This window comes from Thermodesulfobacteriota bacterium (assembly GCA_040758155.1).
In the GTDB taxonomy this organism is placed as follows: Bacteria; Desulfobacterota; Deferrimicrobia; order Deferrimicrobiales; family Deferrimicrobiaceae; genus UBA2219.
In genome coordinates, this window is record JBFLWB010000096.1 from 1 (window position 1) to 17574 (window position 17574).

A 17574-nucleotide genomic window follows, 5' to 3' on the forward strand; every position below is an offset into this window, starting at 1 on the left:
GGGGTTATTCTCCCCACGTCTGTCCCCAATCTGCGGAAGTTCTCAGGAACGTCCCTGTTCTGCTCTTTTCACCAGCGCCCCGAAAAACGCGTCCGTTCCATGCTTATGAGGATAAAGGCGGAGAAATCCGTCCGGCGTCCAGGCATCCGCGGGGCCCGGCCACCCGACATGGGGGCCCGATAGCGCCGCATCGGGGCGCGATGAAAGAAAGGCGCGGACCACGTCCTCGTCCTCTTCGCGCAGGGGGGAACAGGTGCAGTACAGGAGCATCCCCCCGGGGCGGACCGACTCCCAGGCGTTCGCCAGGATCATCGCCTGGACGCGGGACATCGTCTCGACGGTTTCCGGTCGGAACCGCCACTTGGCGTCCGGGTTCCTGCGGATCACTCCCATCCCCGTGCAGGGGGCGTCCACCAGCACCTTGTCGTACACCCGGCGGGAGGAGGGGAGCGGGGCACGGGAGAAATCGTTCAGCGCGGTGTCGATTCCCGGGGCCGCCGTACGGGCCGCCGTTTCCCGAAGCATGCGGATGCGGGCCGCGGAAACGTCCGCCGCGACGATCGCCGCCTTTCCGCCCGCCAAGGCGGCGAGGTGGGTCGTCTTCCCGCCGGGGGCCGCGCACGCGTCCAGGATCCGCTCGCCGGGGGCCGGGGAAAGGAGCGGCGCAATGAGCTGCGCCCCCTCGTCCATCACCAGGTAGGCGCCCCGGCGGAAGGCGTCGTCGGAATGCACCGCCGGCGGCTTCCCGAGGACGATCCCGTCGGGGGCGAAACGGCACGGGGAGGGCTCCATGCCCTCCGAGGCGAATCGCGCCAGCAGCTCGGGGGCCGTCGTCCGGAACGGATTGGCCCGCACGGAGAACGGCGGCTTCTCGAGGACCGCGGACAGGAATGCCCGCGCCTCGCCTTCCCCCATGGTCCGCTCCAGCGCCTCGATGAGGGGGGCGGGGGCGGACAGCTCCGCCGCCGCCCTGCGGGGATCTCCCGGCCCGGGGACGGCCGGCGTCTTTCCCGCGCGGACGATCGCCCGCAGCACGGCGTTGACGAATCCCGCGGCGCCTCCCCCGCGGACGGCCTTGACCGCCTCCACGGTCTCGTTCAGCGCCGCCCTCTCGGGGATGCGCGTGTAGAAGAGCTGGTACGCCCCCGCCCGCAGGGCGTTGCGCACGTACGCGTCGGTCTTGTCGAGCGGCCTGGAGAGGAACGGCAGGAGGGCGTAATCGATCGTCCCGCGGCGACGGAGGGTGCCCATCACGATCTCCGTCACCAGCCCGCGGTCCCTCGGGTCCGCGAAGGTCCCTTCGCGCAGCGCACGATCCAGGACGATATCGGCGAACGCCTCGTCCCGGTCCACCCGCGCGAGGACCGAGATCGCCGCATCCCTTACGATAGCCGGTCTCCCTTCGCCAGACGGCGCCCCTGCGCATATGCCCAGGCGGCCATGGGCTTTCCCCCCTCGGGCTGGAGGGTTGTCAGGCGGAGGCTCCCCTCGCCGCACGCCACGGAGATCCCATCGCGGCCGACGGCGATCACTTCCCCGGGAATTCCCGCTCCCGGAGGATCGTCCTGCGCGAGAACCGGGGGGAGGACCTTGACCGCCGTCCCGCCATGCGCCGCGGCGGCCGAAGGCCATGGCGTCATCCCCCGGACGAGGTCCCGGATCTCCCGGGCGGAGCGGGACCAGTCGATCCTCCCATGTTCCTTCTTCAGCATCGGCGCGTACGTCGCCAGCGCATTGTCCTGCGGAGTCTCCGCAAGCGTTCCTTCCCGCATGCGCCCCAGCGCCTCGACCAGCGCCTCCGCCCCGAGGACGGACAGCTTCCCGTACATCGATTCGGCGGTGTCCACGTCGCCGATCGGCATCTTCCGGACATGGAGGATCGGCCCCGTGTCCATCCCTTCGTCCATCCTCATGATGGTGATCCCCGTCTCCGTCTCGCCGCGCGCGACCGCCCAGTTGATCGGGGCGGCCCCGCGGTACTTCGGCAAAAGCGACGCATGGACGTTGACGCAGATCGTCCGCGGCAGGTCGAGGATCGATTTCGGGAGGATATGGCCGTACGCGACGACCACGATCAGGTCGGGCGACTCGGCGGCGATCCGCGCGACGGCCTCTGGATGACGCGCCTTCTCCGGCTGGAATACGGGGACCCCGAGCCTTGCGGCCTCTTCCTTGACGGGAGGGGGGGCCACGATCCGTCCCCTCCCCGCGGGCCGGTCCGGGTTGCATAAAACCAGCGTGACGTTCTCGCGCGCGGCCAGCGCGGCGAGGGACGGCACGGCGAACGCCGGCGTCCCCATGAACACCGTGCGCAGCGGGGATGCCCCGGCCCCGTGGAGCCCGGGGCTCACTTCACGGAAGCCGTCGCGGCGGGAATCGGGGCGGGAATCCGGTCGATGAAGAGGATGCCGTCCAGGTGGTCGATCTCGTGCTGGATGGCGCGACCGAGGATCCCGCTCGCCTGGATATGCAGCGGCTCCCCTTCCCCGCTCAGCCCCCGGACGATCACGGTCTCCGGCCTGGGGACCTCCCCCTGGACGCCGGGCACGCTCAGGCAGCCCTCCATGCACGATACGATCGGGCCGTCCTGCCCGACGATCTCGGGGTTTACGATCGCGAGCGGGGCGGCGGCCTCGTCCGCCGGGGAGACATCCACAACGATGACCCGCTTCCCGACCCCCACCTGGGTCGCCGCCAGCCCGATGCCGTCGGACCCGTACATCGTCTCGAACAGGTCTTTGATGAGATCCCGCACCCGTTCGTCTATTTTCGTTACCGGAGCCGCTTTCCGTGCCAGGAACGGATCGGGGTAGACGAGGATATCCCTAACCATCGGCAGCCACCTTCCACGGCGGATAACACCGCACCATGTTTTTCCCGGTCTCCTTCCCCCAGTACAGGGCGCGGTCCGCGTCCTCCATGAGCGACCGGCCGGTCCGGTCGGAAGCCGGGGAGAAAGACGCCACCCCCCACGTGGCGGTCACGCGAAACGACCCGGAAGTCGGGCCGAAAGCCTTCTCGCCCACCTTCCGGCGCACCCTCCGGGCCGCCCGCACCGCCTGGTCGGCGTCGGCCCCCGGCAGAAGCCATACGAACTCGTCGCCGCCCAATCGGGCCACAATGTCGTAGCGTCTTTTCGACCCGTCCAGTATATCTCCGAATTGCCGGATCACGTTGTCCCCGGCGGAATATCCGTGCGCCTCGTTGACGTCCCGGACGCCGTCGATGTCTGCCACGACGCAGGACAGCGGGCCCCCGGTCCGGCGGGCCATTTCGACGCATCGATCGAGGGACTGCGTGAAATTCCTTCGATTGGGAAGCCCCGTCAGGCCGTCCGTCAGGGAGAGATCCAGAAGCTCCCGGTTCGCCTCCAGGACGGTCCGGTACAGCCCGCCCAGAGCGCGAAACGGCTTCGACCGCTCGAGGATCTCCGGGACGGGAAGCTCCGCGCTGAAGAGCTGGTCGACCCCCGCCGCGCGAAGCCTGCGCTCCCAGCGCAGGGCGTTGCTCCCGCCGACCAGGAAGACGGGCACCCCGCCGGCCCCTTCGCTCCGGCGGAAACGCCGCAGGATCCCCTCTTCGCCGGCGATGTCGCCGAACTCGCCCAGGAAGGCGGCGGCGAGGCCGCTCCCGGCCGCGCGAACGTCGAGAAGCGCCTCCCAGGAGCCGGAGGTCTGCACGTCCCATCCGCGGGAGGCCATCGTCGTCGCCAGCGATTTGAGCACCGGCCAGAGGGGACGGGCGACCAGAAAGGTTTCCGGCAAGGGGTACCGCCTCCACGCCGTTATTCGACAGGCCTCGTCCAGTCGCGCAGGACGTTCGCGTTTCGCAGCGCCACCCCGGCGACGTGCCCGAACGCGATCAGCAGCTCGAGATCCTCTTCGAGGAAACCGTTCACCCGGTGATGGTCGAGGTTGATCACCCCCAGCACCTCGGATCCCCATTTGACCGGCACGGCCATCTCGCACATGACCTTCGGGTTCGCCTCCACGTACCGCGGATCCTCCCGGACGTCGGGCACCAGGAGCGGGACCCCCTCCTTCGCCACCCACCCCGTGATCCCCTCGCCGATCCGAAGCCGAAGGGCGCTCTTCACGGACTGGCCCAGCCCCTGCTCCGCTTCGATGAAGAGCATCCCGGAGATGGGATCCACCCGGATGACCGAGCCGGAGGACGCCCCCCAAAGCCCGATGGCGCGGTCGATGATGAGCTGGAACAGGACGGCGGGATCGGATTCCTCGTTGAGCGCCTTGCTGATGTCGAAGATGGCCGCAAGCTTGCGGGCCTTCTTGTCGAGCCGGGCGACAAGCGCCGCGTTCGCCAGCGCGACCGACGCGAAATTCGCCATCACGCTGAGCAGCTTCAGGTCCTCGTCCTCAAGGTTCCTCCGATCGAGGGGGGTCGCCGCGACCATCAGCCCGATGTTGGCGTCCGCGCCCTTCACCGGGGCCGCGAGGAATCCCTTCACATCGAGTTTGCGCATCAGCCGGAGCAGGCTGCGGTCCAGCCCGGGCCGCCCTTCCGAGATGATGACCCCCTCCCCCGTCGCGAGGACCGGCTCCAGGACCCTCCGGAACATCTCGTGCCGGTACTTGTCGAACTGCTTCCCCCGCGGGACCCCCGCGATCGACCGGATCACGGGAAGCTCTTCGCCCGGCTCGTTCAGGAGCAGGACGCAGCGCTCCACGCGCAGGATCGACGCCGAGGCGGAGGTGATGAGATCGAAGCTGTGCTGGACGTCGCGGTCGGGATTGCTCAGCGCCTCGGAGATCTCGTACAGGGCGGACGTCAGCGTGGCCGCGAACGACACGTCCCGCGACCCCTCGGGGGATTTCGGCTCGCGGCGAAGGGCCTCGTAAAGGACCGACAGGACGCTCATCCGCCCCCCAGCAGCCGGCGAACCGTTTCCTTGAGCTCCGTGGTGTCGTGGGATTTCACGATGTACGCCTCGGATGCCCACGTGTTGAAATCCTGCTTGAACTCGCTGAACGCGGACACGAGGACCACGGGAATCGTCGGGTTCTTCTCCCGGATCCTCCGCAGCGTCTCGATGCCGTCGACGCCGGGCATCATGATGTCGAGTGTCACCAGGTCCGGCCCGAAGGCCTCCAGAAGGCGGACCGCCTCCCGGCCGTCCGCGGCGAGGCCGACGTCGTATCCTTCGTCGGCCAGCTCCGCCCGGTACAGCTCGCGGATGCTCTCTTCGTCGTCGACGACAAGGACTTTCTTCATTGCGCCCCTCCTTTCACCGCATCCTCCCCCCAGCGGGGGAGAACGCCCGCATCGATTCCGATGCGGGAAAGCGCCCTGGATGCGACGAAATCCACCATGTCGCCCACCGATGCCGGCCGGTGGTAGAACGCCGGGCAGGCGGGAAGGATGTCCGCCCCCGCGCGCGCGAGCGACAGCATGTTTTCAAGATGCAGGACGGAGAGCGGGGTTTCCCGGATCACCAGGACCAGCGGCCTGCGCTCCTTGAGGGCGACATCGGCGCACCGCGTCAGGACCGACGAGGAAACGCCCGATGCGATCCTGCCGACGGTCCCCATGGAGCAGGGCGCCACGATCATCGCGTCGGGCGGATTGGAGCCGGAGGCGAAAGGGATCCGGAAATCGTCTTCGGCGTGAAGCCGGAACGGCCGGGAATCCCCGATCCGGCCCGCGAGCCACCGCTTCCTTCCGGCGGTCGTCCCGGGGACCTTTCCGGCCCCCGTCTCCTCCTGCAGGATGTCCCAGCCCATGCGGGTGACCAGCACATGGAGCTCGATCCCCCCGGCCAGCAGGAGACCGGCGCACCGGAGGCCGTAGGCGGCGCCGCTCGCGCCCGTTATCCCGAGAAGCACCCTCATGGACCGCCCCGCGCCGCAAGATCGAGGTAGGTGAACAGGCAATACGCGATGCTCACGAACCCGTTGAGATTGAAAAAAGCCACGTTCAGCCGGGAGAGATCGTCCTCCCGGACGATCGAGTGTTCGTACGCGAGAACGCCGATGCACAGGGCAAGGCCGGCGAGGTACCATGCGCCGAGCCCAAACAAATGATACCCCAGCAGCAGCAGCGCCGCCATGATCAAATGGAACGCCCGCGCGACCCGGAGGGAGCTCCTCACCCCCAGGCGCCGCGGGATGGAGTGGAGCCCGGCGCTCCGGTCGAACTCGATGTCCTGCAGCGCGTAGAGGACGTCGAAGCCGGCGACCCAGAACAGCACCGCGAAGCAGATGGAGAGGATCCGGGCGTCGATCCGCCCCGTCACCGCGATCCATGCCGCCAGCGGCGCCGCCCCCAGGCACGCGCCGAGGACCAGGTGCGAGGCCCACGTGAACCGCTTCGTATACGAGTAGGCGAACAGCAGGAGCAGCAGGACGGGCGAAAGCTTGAGGCAAAGGGCGTTCAGCATCCCCGCTGAGAACACGAGCAGCAGCGCGGACGCCAGGACCAGCGCCCCCGCCGTCGGCCGGCTCACCTTCCCCGCGGGGATCGCGCGCTCCCGGGTCCGCGGGTTCCTTGCGTCGATGTCCGCGTCCGCGATCCGGTTGAATCCCATCGCCGCGCTGCGGGCGCCGACCATCGCAAGGAGGATGAAAAGGACGGTCCGGGCGGGGGGGAGGAAGTGCGGCGCGCCCGTCTCCCGGGCGGCGAGGAACATCCCGACGAGGGCGAACGGCAGCGCGAAGACCGTGTGCGCCACCTTGATCATTTCCAGGTAGACCGCGATCCGGCGGAACACGCTCAGAAACCGTATTCCTTCCATCGCATCGTGACGAGCTCCGTAATCTCCCCGGGCATGGCGATGTCCTCGGGCCATTCCCGCGCGAACCCTTCGGACGCCCATTTCCGCGTGGCGTCGATCCCCATCTTCGAACCGTAGTGCGGCACGGGCGAGGCGTGCTCGAGGGCGTCGACAGGACCTTCCACGATCATCGTGTCGCGCCGGGGATCGACGTTGTTCCCGATCCGCCACAGGACCTCGGACAGGTTCTGGATGTTCACGTCCGCGTCGAACACGACCACGAACTTCGAGAACATGAGAAGCCCCAGCCCCCAGACGGCGCTCATCACCTTCCGGGCGTGCCCGGGGTAGCGCTTGTCGATGGAGAAGAAGGCGAAGTTGTGGAAGATTCCCTCGGGCGGGAGATTCATGTCCACCACCTCGGGGACGATCTTGCGGAGCAGCGGCAGGAAGATCCGCTCCGTCGCCTTCCCCATGAAGACGTCTTCCATCGGCGGCTTGCCGACGATGGTGGCCGGATAGACCGGGTTCTTCCTCCGGGTCACGCAGGTCAGGTGGAAAACCGGATACGCGTCCGCCAGGGAGTAGTACCCGGTGTGGTCGCCGAACGGCCCCTCGGTCCGCAGCTCGTCCGGATCCACGTAACCTTCGAGGATAACCTCCGCATGGGCGGGGACCTCGATGTCGGAGGTGACGCACCGCACCAGCTCGACCGGCTCCTTCCGGAGGAATCCCGCGAACATCATCTCGTCGACGTCCTCGGGCAGCGGCGCGGAGGCCGAGTAGATCGTCGCAGGGTCCCCCCCCAGCGCCACCGCGACGGGCATCCTCTCCCGCTTCCGGCGGAAGCCGCGGAAATGCTGCGCGCCGCCCTTGTGGACGTGCCAGTGCATCCCGGTCGTCGTCTCGTCATAGACGTGCATCCGGTACATGCCGACGTTGCGCCGCCCCGTTTCGGGGTGCTTCGTGAACACCAGCGGCAGCGTGATGAAGGGGCCGCCGTCGCCGGGCCAGGTCTTCACGACCGGGAGGAACGACAGCGACGGGCGTTCCCGCTCCACGACCTCCTGGCAGGGGGCGGAAGAGACCGTCTTCGGGACGAAGTCGGCCAGCCGGGCCAGCTTGGGGAGCATCTTGAGCTTCTCGAGGAAGTTGGAGGGGATCTCCGGCTCGATGACCTCCCGCACCCGCCCGGCGATGTCGTCGAGACGCTCGACTCCCAGCGCGAAGCACATCCGCTCCATCGTGCCGAAGAGATTCATCGCAAGGGGGACGGACGGACTCTCCTTCACGTTCGTGAACAGCAGGGCGGGACCGCCCGTTTTCACCGCCCGGTCGGCGATTTCCGCCGCTTCGAGCTCCGCGGACACCGGGGCATGAATCCTCTTGAGGTCGCCGCGCGCCTCGAGGGCGGCGAGAAACGAGGACAGGTCGCGGAACGCCATCGGAATCCCTCTTTAAATGACGGGTGATGGGGAATCATATCACACGGGGCCGGCGCAGACGCCCTGATCAGCGGAGAAACGACGCGCCGGTTGCAGCGAGACCGGGAGGAGCGGATCCCGGGGTCGCGGCGAGCCGCTCGTCCATCCCCCGGCGAAACAGTTCATAGGCGGCCATGCTGCTTTCCGGGACCGATCGGCCGCGAGGTAGCCGGACCGTGAGCGGGTTCACGTACTTTCCGTCCTTGCGGATCCGGAAATCGAGGTGAGGACCGGTGGAGCGCCCGGTGGAGCCGACGTACCCGATGACATCTCCCTGCCCCACCCGGCTTCCCCTGCGGATCCCCTTCCCGAACCGGGAAAGATGCCCGTAGTACGTGGAGTACCCTCCGCGATGCTCCAGGACGATGAGGTTGCCGTTGGCTCCCTTGTACCCGGCGAAGCGCACGCGGCCGTCGCCCAGCGCCTGGACCGGCGTCCCGGCGGAGGCGGCGTAGTCCACGCCGAAATGAGGACGGCGGATCTTGAGAATGGGATGCATCCGGCTGCCGGTGTACCCCGAGCTGATCCGCCGATAGCTGAGGGGCGCCTTCAGGAAAGCCTTTCGGAGAGACTTCCCTTCCTCGTCGAAATATCCCGCCTCCCCGCCCGCCTCGTACCGGTACGCCTTGTAGACCTCTCCGCCGTTGACGAATTCGGCGGCCAGGATGTTCCCGTACCCCCGGAATTCCCCGTCGAGCCACCGCTCCTCGACGACCAGCCGGAATGAGTCCCCCTTCCGAAGGTCCGTCGTGAAATCGATGTCCCAGGAAAATATGTCGGACAGTTCGAGGGCCAGCAGTATCCCCCCGGGATCCCCGCCCAGCGAAGATACCAGGTTGGTTTCGATGGCCCCCTCGAGAAGGCCGGACCGCGTCTCGTATTCGATGTCCACCTTCACCGCCTCGAAGGCGGATCCGGTACGGCTTACCCGGAGATACATCGCGTCGTCGATCTGATAGGTCAGGGACAGAACGCCGTTCGCGGCGTCCGTCTCGATCCGGTACGGCCGGCCGGCGCTGATCGACCGGAACCGGTGGACCGACGCGGAGGCCTGCCGCATCTCGAACAGGTCCCGGGGATCGAGGCCGTACCGGTCGAAAATCGCGGCCATCGTCTCCCCCGCCTTCACGACGCCGGTGATCGTCCGGACGCCGTCGGAGCATTCCCCCCCGGGCGTACCGTCCGCTTCCGGCGCGCCGGGTCCCGCGGCGTTCCAGAGCAGCGCGGGCACGCCGAAGACCAGAAAAACCGCCGCCAGCGCGGCGAAGCGGAACCTTCGGTTCCCCATCCATCGCTCCCCATGAAAATCTGCGACTTCCGGTAATTTTAAATGCCGGCATCAGCGGATTCAACCTGTGGTACGTTGAAATCATGCCGGAAAACAGCCGGACACGCCGGGTGACCGCCGCATGAAGATCACGATCCGCCTCATCGTATCGCTTACGCTCGTCGTGGCGCTGGTGGCGGTCGGCTCCTCCTTCTACCAGGTGAGGGAAGAGCGGCTGCGCCTCGCGTCCGACCAGGAGCGCCGGGTCTCCCTTGTGGCCGAAAGCCTCGTGGAATCGGTGATCCCGCTGGTCCGTTCCGATTCGCGCCAGAGGCTCGACCGCCTCGTGGAGCGGTTCGGGAACCGCGAAAGGCTGCAGGGAATCGCCGTGTCCGACCCGCAGGGCGAAGTCCTCGCGTCCACCGCCGGGCTGAAAAACCGGTTCCCCCGATCCTTTCCTCAGGTCGTGAACGCCCTCACCGAAGGCCGGCCCTCGAGCGAGTTCAAGCCGATCGACGGAAAGAGGATCCATGTCTACACCCTTCCCCTGATCCAGGAAGGGGAGACCGTCGGGGCCCTTACGCTGTTCGACGACGTCTCCTTCATGGATGTCCGCCTCGCCGAGATCTGGAAGCACAACCTGCTCCGATTCCTGGTCCTGACGCTCATGGTCGTCGTGATAACCGTCGTGGTGGTCCGCTGGAGCATCACGGGGCCGATCGCCCAGATCGCGGACTGGGTGCGGGACATGCGGATGGGAAGGACCCGCGCGATCAAGCCGGGCCCCCCGCAGGAGCTGCTGGATCCGCTGGTCCGGGAAGTGAGCCACATGGCGAAAAGCCTGGTCACGGCGAGGGAGGAGGCGGAGGAGGAGGCCAAGCTGCGCATCCAGGCGGAATCGCTCTGGACGGCCGGCCGCCTGAGGGAGCACATCCGCGGTGAGCTCGGGGAGGGAAAGCTGATCCTCGTCTCGAACCGGGAGCCGTACATGCACGTGAAGGATGGACGGAACGTCAAGTGCATCGTCCCCGCGGGCGGGCTGGTCACCGCGCTGGATCCCGTCATGCGCGCGTGCGACGGCCTTTGGATCGCCCACGGAGGGGGGGATGCCGACCGGGAGGCGGTCGATCCGGAAGACAGGCTCCGGGTGCCCCCCGAGGAGCCGGCATACACGCTGAGGAGGATCTGGCTGACCAAGGAGGAAGAGGACGGGTATTATTACGGCTTCGCGAACGAAGGGCTGTGGCCGCTCTGCCACATCACCCATACGCGCCCGACATTCCGCCTCGAGGACTGGACCTTCTACCGGAAGGTGAACGAGCGGTTCGCCCAGGCGCTGTTGAAGGAAATCGAGGGAGAGACATCCCCGCTGATCCTGATCCAGGATTACCACTTCGCCCTCCTCCCGGCGCTGGTGAAGAGGGAGCGCCCCGATGCGAAGGTCGCGCTTTTCTGGCACATCCCCTGGCCCAACCCCGAGGCGTACGGCATCTGCCCCTGGCACCAGGAGATCCTGCAGGGGATGCTCGGCGCGGACCTCGTCGGGTTCCACATCCAGTTCCATTGCAACAATTTCCTGGAGAGCGTCGACCGGTTCCTCGAATCGAAGATCGACTGGGAGCATTTCTCCGTCACGCGGGGAGAACATTCGACGTCGGTCAAGCCCTTCCCCATCAGCGTGAGCTTCGACAACTCCCGCTCCGGCGATGCCCCCCCGGGAAAGGAGGCATGGAAGGATCGGATCCTGAAGGAGCACGGGATCCAGGCGGAATGCCTCGGAGTGGGGGTCGACCGGATCGACTACACGAAGGGGATCCCGGAACGGTTCCGGGCCGTCGAGCGCTTCCTGGAGAAATACCCGGAATACCAGGAGCGGTTCGTCTTCGTGGAGCTGGGCGCTCCCAGCCGGACGCACGTGAAAAGGTACCGTGACCTCCAGTCCGAGATCGAGGAGATGGTGGAGAAGATCAACTGGCGGTTCCAGACGAAGAAATGGAAGCCGATCCAGTTCCTGCGCGCACACCACAGCCACGAGACCATCGCCCCCTTCTACAAGGCCTCGGACGTCTGCATGGTCACATCTCTGCACGACGGGATGAACCTGGTCGCGAAGGAATTCGTCGCGGCGCGCGACGACGAGGACGGGATCCTGATCCTGAGCCAGTTCACCGGCGCCTCCCGCGAGCTGAAGGATGCCGTGATCGTCAACCCGTACGATATCGAGGAGATGGCCGAGGCCATCGCCGTCTCGCTGAAGATGGAAGCGGCGGAACGATCCGGCAGGATGAAGCGGATGCGCGCGACCATCAAGGAGCACAACATCTACCGGTGGGCAGGGAAACTGATCACCGAACTCGCCCGGCTACGCCTCCCGGAGCAACCCGCCTGAATTTCCCCCACCCGTCTTGACCGCCGGGGATCGCGCAGAGTAGCCTGAAATTGTGGAGGGAAAAGGGGGGAATATTCGAATTGAAGAAAACGTCGAAGCTGTTCAAGGCGCTGTCCGACGAAACGCGCCTTCGGATATTGAAGTTGCTGGAAGTGCGGCCGCTCTCCGTGTGCGAGATCCAGTTCGTGCTGAAGGGTTCCCAGCCCAACGTCTCCCATCACCTGAAGACGTTGTCCGAAGCGGGGCTGGTGGAATCCCGGCGGGACGGGCTGTGGATCATCTACCGGATCACGGATCACCCGGAGACGCCCGTTCACGCGGCGGCGCTGGCGCTCCTGCGGCGGTCGCTGAAGCAGGAACTCGTGGTCAAGAGCGACCGGGCCGCGATCCGCGGCGTCAACCGGGTCGGGATCTCCCTCAGGAAGCCGGTTCCGAGCCGCCCGTTGCGGGCTTCCGCAGGATGACCCGGGTCGCTCCCCATCCCCCCGCCTCCGGCGGCGCGTCGGAGAAGGACTCGACCCGCGGATGACGGGAAAGGGCTGCCCGGACCGCGGCTCGCTGGACCCCCGTCCCCTTTCCGTGAATCAGCCGCACCTCCCGGAATCCCTTCGATGCCGCCTCCTCGAGATATTCCTCGACGACCGATACGACATCGCGCGGGGAAAAGGCGTGCAGATCGATAAAGTCCTCCACCGGGAGGCGGTGGGGAGGGGGCTCGCGGGGAGGCGCCTCTTCCGTCATGACGGGACGGGACCGGAAAAGGCCGTCTCCCGAAGCGCGGGGGCGGGCCCGGGTCCGAGGAGCATCGACGCGCTGTTGCTCCGCGCGATCTCCCGGAGCTCCTCGAACGGGATCCCCGCGAACGCCTTCACGACGGCCGGGTCGAAGAGGCTTCCCGCCCCATCCCGGATGGACTTCAACGCCTCCTCATGGGAGCATGCGGTGTGGTACGAGCGGCATGTGGTCAGGGCGTCGTACACGTCGATCACGGCGAACATGCGCGCCGCGAGGGGGATGCTTTCCGCGCGAAGCCCCCGCGGGTATCCCGATCCGTCGAACCGTTCGTGGTGGGACAGGACGATCTCGGCGGGCTCCCGGAGGAAATCGATCTTTCGCAGAATGCCGGCCCCGACCTCGGGATGCATCCGCATCACCCTCCACTCTTCGTCGGTCAGCGGGCCCGGCTTCAGGAGCACGTCGTCGGGGATCCCGATCTTCCCGACATCGTGGAGCAGGGCGCCCCGCCAGACGGTGTCCAGCGTTCCCCGGTCCCCGATCCCGACTTCCTTCGCGAGCCGCAGCATGTAATCCGCCACCCGCTGGGAATGCACGCCGGTGCTGTGCTCGCGCACGTCGAGCGAGGAGGCCAGCGCCAGGAGCGTGTTGTCGTTGGCCGCCTCGATGTCCGCCAGGAACACCTTCTGCTGGTCGAAGAACCTCGCGGCGAGCGCGCCCACCAGCCAGAAGACCGCCACTTCCCCGATCCGCTGAATCTGGGAAGGAAGCTCCGCCGGCCACGGGCTTCCCACCTGCCCGATCGACAGCGCCGTGGCGGCCGCCGTACCGATCGCGGCGCCCTTCGAGCCGAACCAGGAAGCGCAGAGAAGGATCGGGACCAGGAACAGCTTCCGGACGAACTCCTCGGAACGGGCCCATTCGGGGGACTGCCCGGGGATGGCGACCAGGACGGCCGCGATCGCCGCCATGAGGACGGCGACCGCAAGGCCGCGCGCCAACTCCCCCGAAAATCCGAAGATCGATTCCTGGGGCAGGACCTCGCGCATGGCGCAATACTACATCAACGAAGATCGATCTTCCATAGAACGCCACGCGGCCGCTCCCGCGGCTCCCGCGGCGAATCCCGCCAGGCTTCCGGCGAGCGAGTACGGAGCGGGATCCAGGAAAGCCGCCAGAGGACCCGACCCCCACCCCCACAGGAACAGCGCGACCGCCCAGGCGCAGGCGAAAATATAGGCGGGAACGGAGACGACCTTCCCCGCCCCGTACATGGAAATCGGCACTTCCGGGAAGAAGACGAGATAGGCCCCCAGCACCCCGGCCACCGCGCCGGCGGAGCCGAGCGCGGGGGGAGCGCCCACCTTCCCCCAGAGGACGTGCGCCGTGCCCGCGATCGCCCCGCAGGCAAGATAGGACGCGAGAAACGGCAGGCGCCCCACCCGCTCTTCGACGTTGTCGCCCAACACGAACAGGAAGAGGCTTCCCACGACCAGCGGCACGATCCCGCCGTGGAACAACGGCGCCAGCCAGAGTGCGAACGGGGGTACGTTTCCGAAACCGGTCCCGGGAGCCAGGCCGAGTCGGTCCGGCAGCCCCGCCATTCCGCCGACCCCGATCGTTCCGAAAATGTGGAGCGCCGCCATCAGTCCGAGAAGTCCCCATGTAACGACGGGCGGGGACGCGGGAGAATCCGCGGCGTCCGCCAGCGGGACCACCACCGGAAGCCCGGGCGGCCGGGCGTCCCGCAGCGCCCTTTCCGTGTCGGGGCCGTATTGCCGCTCGAAGCGGTGCCGCGTCGCCATCGCCAGCGTCTCGCCCATGGCGTTGTACAGGGCCGCATTCCTCCGGTGGAACCCGAACCGGCGGGCCAGCTCACCGACGGCGGCGCGCGAAACGAGCAGGCCTCCGCACTCCCGGCACCGGAAAACGGGGATGCCCGTGTTCTGGAAATCGATCGGGGAAAGTCGCCGCGAGCACCTGGGGCAGGAAAGTGCCCCGGCCTCCTTCCAAGCGCGCGCCATCCGCCCGGAGACGGGATCGCTCCCGTGGGGGAGCGCATCCTCCGCCGCTCCGGGCGATTCCTCACCCGGAAACCGACCCTCCGTCAGCTCCCGGATCTCGCCGGGATCGAACCAGGCGGCGCCGCAGGAAAGGCAGCGGTCGATCCCTCCCCCGCCGGGGGCCGGCCGCATCGAATCGATTCTGCAGGCGGGACATCGCATACTATGGATTATCGGCCGCGGAGCGGGGAAACCTGAAGGGAATCGAATGACGGAAATCGCGAAGATCATCCTGGCGTGGGCCGCGTTCGGCGCGTTCCACAGCCTGACCATGACCGAGGGATATGAGCGGCTCGCACGGCGGGCGATGGGGGAGCGCGCTTTCGCCGCGTACCATCGCCTCCTCTTCACCGCCTACTCCGCCGCGGCCACCGCTGCGGTGCTCCTCTACCTCCGTTCCCTCCCCGACGCGCCGCTGTACCGGATCGACGGATGGCCCCGGCTCCTTTTCCACGCCGCCCAGCTTTCGGGCGCGGCGCTGCTGCTCGCGACCCCCTGGGACCTGCTGGAGTTCGTCGGCGTGCGGCAGCTGCTCCGGACCCTCCGCGGCGCCGGGCCGGGGAACGAGGGGCAAGCGCGCCTTTTCACCGGGAAGGCATACGCCGTCGTCCGCCACCCGATCTACCTCGGGTGTTCCGTCCTTCTCGCATTTCACCCCGTGCAGACGCGGAACTCCCTCGCCTCGGCCGCCGCGATCGTCGCCTACTTCTACATCGGCACCTTTTTCGAGGAGCGGCGGATGGAGCGGATGTTCGGTGAGGATTACCGGGAATACAAGAAGCGCGTCCCACGATTTCTCCCTCTGCCGCGTCCGGGTTGGAGCCAGGGCGACAGAGGGGGACATACTTCGCTTTAAACGGGGGATGAAGGGGAAGTATGTCCCCCGCCAGTTACATGAGCAGCGACAGGATCGACCGCTCCGCGAAGTCGAGCACCGCCCGCGGCGCCACGCCCAGCACCAGGACCGCCGCCGCGGAGGCGCACAGCGCCAGCGAGAACGCGGTGCGAGGGGAGCGGGGAACGGGACCGTCCGCCGGGGCCGGCGCCATGTACATGCACACCACCGGCCGCAGGTAATAGTAGACGGAGACGGCGCTGTTCAGCACGCCGAGGACGGCCAGCAGGACGTTGCCGCTGCGGACCGCCGCGCCGAACAGGTAGAACTTCCCGATGAAGCCCGCCGTCGGCGGGATTCCCGCCAGCGATACGAGGAATAGCGTGAGCAGGCCCCCTAGGACGGGATATCGGAAGCCGATCCCGGCGAGGTGGCGGATATCGTACCCGTCGTCCTCCCCCCGGGCCGCCAGCATGATCGCGCCGAACGCCCCCAGGTTCATGAAGGCGTAGACCAGCAGGTAGAAGAGCGCCGCCTGCCCTCCCGCGACGCCGCCCGCGACCAGCCCCACAAGGACGTATCCCGCGTGGGCGATCGAGGAGTACGCGAGCATCCGCTTCAGGTTGTCCTGCAGCAGCGCGGACAGGTTCCCGACGGTCATGGTCAGGACGGCGAGCGCCCACAGGATGTCCGGCATTTCCGGGAGGAGGGCCGGGAAGGCGAGCATGGCAACGCGGATGAGCGCCGTGAAGGCCGCGGCCTTGACCGCCGCCCCCATGAACGCGGTCACGACGGTGGGCGCCCCCTCGTACGCGTCCGGGGTCCACATGTGGAACGGGACAAGGGAAACCTTGAAGCCGAAGCCCGCCAGCAGCAGGACGACGCCGCAGACGAAGACCGGGTTGGCCGACAGGTGCAGGTCGGCCGCCATCGCCGCGAACGCCGCGATCTTCGTGGTCCCGGAGGCCGCGTAGATCAGCGCCATCCCGTAGAGGAGGAAACCGGAGGCGAAGGCCCCGAGGAGGAAATATTTCAGCGCCCCTTCCAACGACGTCATCCGGTCGCGGTGGAAGCCGACCAGGCAGTAGATGGGGATCGACATCGTCTCCAGCCCGAGGAAGACGGTCATCAGGTCCGTCCCCTTCGCCATGAAGAGCATCCCTGCGACGGAAAAAAGGAGCAGCGCGTAGAACTCGCCCTTGCGCGTCCCCTCCCACTCCGAGTACCCGATGGACATCAGCAGCGTGACGAGAGTGGCGGCGAGGACCGTCAGGGAGGAGAAGAGCCCCAGCCCGTCGTGGACGATCATCCCGGAGAACCCCTCGATCCGGACGGTCCCGAGCCACAGGACGGCGAGGAGCGCTCCCGCGGCGCCGGCGATGGATATGTCGCACAGGAGCCTTTTCCGTCCCTCCGGAAGGTACAGGTCCGCGATCAGGACCGTTGCGGCGGCGACGATCAGGACCGTCTCCGGCAGGATGCACCAGAGCCCCCGGACCAGCGACTGGATGTCGACGGGAACCGGCATCGTCCTTCCTCACTTCCCCGCGCCGGGCAGGCGCGCGATGGTCGGCTTCCCGGGAGCGGTTTCCGCGGCCGCCGCCTTCTTCCCCGCCTCGAAGCGCGCGACGAACGCCTGGACCGTCGCGTCCATCCTGCGCAGGAACGGCTGCGGGTAAACTCCGATCCAGAAGACGAGCAGGAGGATCGGAAGCATGCAGGCGATCTCCCGCCCGTTCAGGTCCTTCAGGCGGAGATTCTCCTCGCGGGTGACCTTCCCGAACATCACGCGCTGGAACATCCAGAGCATGTAGACGGCGGCGAGGACGACGCCCGTCGCGGCGATCACGGTCATCGCCGTGTGGACGCGGAACGCCCCCAGCAGGATGAGGAACTCGCCGACGAACCCGTTCGTGCCGGGAAGGCCGATGGACGACAGCGCGACCGCCATGAAGCAGAGGGCGAACAGCGGCATGACCTTCGACAGCCCGCCGAAATCCTGGATCATCCGGGTGTGCCGCCGCTCGTAGATCATCCCGACGATGAGGAACAGCGCCCCGGTCGAGATCCC

Annotated in this window: 18 protein-coding genes; 3 read left to right on the forward strand and 15 right to left on the reverse strand. The window is 67.5% G+C overall.

From position 1 onward, the window contains the following. Nucleotides 1–42: 42 nt before the first annotated feature. The 10 genes from rsmB to AB1346_05690 form a co-directional block, all read right to left on the reverse strand. On the reverse strand, nt 43–1497 hold the full coding sequence (gene rsmB / locus AB1346_05645; GenBank protein ID MEW6719912.1) for a 16S rRNA (cytosine(967)-C(5))-methyltransferase RsmB: 1455 nt from the start codon (nt 1495–1497) through the stop codon (nt 43–45). Next, nucleotides 1383–2300, reverse strand: a complete 918-nt coding sequence (gene fmt, locus AB1346_05650) for a methionyl-tRNA formyltransferase (protein ID MEW6719913.1) — start codon at nt 2298–2300, stop codon at nt 1383–1385. The genes rsmB and fmt overlap by 115 nt, the downstream gene beginning before the upstream one ends. Nucleotides 2301–2347: 47 nt before the next feature. Beyond that, entirely contained in the window at nt 2348–2833 is a 486-nt protein-coding gene (def, locus tag AB1346_05655) for a peptide deformylase (GenBank protein ID MEW6719914.1), read from the reverse strand. Beyond that, on the reverse strand, nt 2826–3764 hold the full coding sequence (locus tag AB1346_05660; GenBank protein MEW6719915.1) for a GGDEF domain-containing protein: 939 nt from the start codon (nt 3762–3764) through the stop codon (nt 2826–2828). The genes def and AB1346_05660 overlap by 8 nt, the downstream gene beginning before the upstream one ends. A gap of 20 nt (nt 3765–3784) precedes the next feature. After that, nucleotides 3785–4879, reverse strand: coding sequence for a GAF domain-containing protein (locus AB1346_05665; GenBank protein MEW6719916.1), 1095 nt, complete (start codon nt 4877–4879; stop codon nt 3785–3787). Next, nucleotides 4876–5232: a response regulator gene (locus AB1346_05670; GenBank protein ID MEW6719917.1), complete on the reverse strand. Its 357-nt coding sequence runs from the start codon at nt 5230–5232 to the stop codon at nt 4876–4878. The genes AB1346_05665 and AB1346_05670 overlap by 4 nt, the downstream gene beginning before the upstream one ends. Next, a complete protein-coding gene (locus tag AB1346_05675) occupies nt 5229–5843 on the reverse strand; it encodes a UbiX family flavin prenyltransferase (protein MEW6719918.1) in 615 nt (204 codons plus the stop codon). Before AB1346_05675 ends, AB1346_05670 begins: the two co-directional genes overlap by 4 nt. Before the next feature lie 2 nt (nt 5844–5845). Then, a complete protein-coding gene (locus AB1346_05680) occupies nt 5846–6751 on the reverse strand; it encodes a UbiA-like polyprenyltransferase (protein ID MEW6719919.1) in 906 nt (301 codons plus the stop codon). Next, nucleotides 6730–8175, reverse strand: a complete 1446-nt coding sequence (locus AB1346_05685; protein ID MEW6719920.1) for a menaquinone biosynthesis decarboxylase — start codon at nt 8173–8175, stop codon at nt 6730–6732. The genes AB1346_05680 and AB1346_05685 overlap by 22 nt, the downstream gene beginning before the upstream one ends. Before the next feature lie 67 nt (nt 8176–8242). Continuing rightward, the gene (locus tag AB1346_05690; GenBank protein MEW6719921.1) at nt 8243–9502 is read right to left on the reverse strand and encodes a peptidoglycan DD-metalloendopeptidase family protein; all 1260 of its coding nucleotides are present in this window, start codon (nt 9500–9502) and stop codon (nt 8243–8245) included. Between the two features lie 121 nt (nt 9503–9623). On the opposite strand from AB1346_05690, the gene AB1346_05695 reads away from it, so the two are divergent. Further along, nucleotides 9624–11870: a trehalose-6-phosphate synthase gene (locus AB1346_05695; GenBank protein MEW6719922.1), complete on the forward strand. Its 2247-nt coding sequence runs from the start codon at nt 9624–9626 to the stop codon at nt 11868–11870. 80 nt (nt 11871–11950) lie between these two features. Further along, entirely contained in the window at nt 11951–12334 is a 384-nt protein-coding gene (locus AB1346_05700; protein MEW6719923.1) for a metalloregulator ArsR/SmtB family transcription factor, read from the forward strand. Here the strand turns inward: AB1346_05700 and AB1346_05705 are convergent. Genes AB1346_05705 through AB1346_05715 form a run of 3 tightly spaced genes read right to left on the reverse strand, consistent with a single transcriptional unit; the run spans nt 12288 to nt 14800 of the window. Next, nucleotides 12288–12611: a Smr/MutS family protein gene (locus AB1346_05705; GenBank protein ID MEW6719924.1), complete on the reverse strand. Its 324-nt coding sequence runs from the start codon at nt 12609–12611 to the stop codon at nt 12288–12290. The genes AB1346_05700 and AB1346_05705 overlap by 47 nt on opposite strands. Next, entirely contained in the window at nt 12608–13654 is a 1047-nt protein-coding gene (locus tag AB1346_05710; GenBank protein MEW6719925.1) for an HD domain-containing phosphohydrolase, read from the reverse strand. The genes AB1346_05705 and AB1346_05710 overlap by 4 nt, the downstream gene beginning before the upstream one ends. 9 nt (nt 13655–13663) lie before the next feature. Beyond that, nucleotides 13664–14800: a rhomboid family intramembrane serine protease gene (locus tag AB1346_05715; GenBank protein ID MEW6719926.1), complete on the reverse strand. Its 1137-nt coding sequence runs from the start codon at nt 14798–14800 to the stop codon at nt 13664–13666. A 76-nt stretch (nt 14801–14876) separates the two neighbouring features. On the opposite strand from AB1346_05715, the gene AB1346_05720 reads away from it, so the two are divergent. Beyond that, entirely contained in the window at nt 14877–15524 is a 648-nt protein-coding gene (locus tag AB1346_05720) for an isoprenylcysteine carboxylmethyltransferase family protein (protein MEW6719927.1), read from the forward strand. A 34-nt stretch (nt 15525–15558) separates the two neighbouring features. Here the strand turns inward: AB1346_05720 and AB1346_05725 are convergent, their stop codons facing one another. Next, the gene (locus AB1346_05725; GenBank protein MEW6719928.1) at nt 15559–17031 is read right to left on the reverse strand and encodes an NADH-quinone oxidoreductase subunit N; all 1473 of its coding nucleotides are present in this window, start codon (nt 17029–17031) and stop codon (nt 15559–15561) included. A 9-nt stretch (nt 17032–17040) separates the two neighbouring features. Beyond that, nucleotides 17041–17574: proton-conducting transporter membrane subunit (locus tag AB1346_05730; protein MEW6719929.1), on the reverse strand; the 534-nt coding region annotated here is incomplete at its 5' end.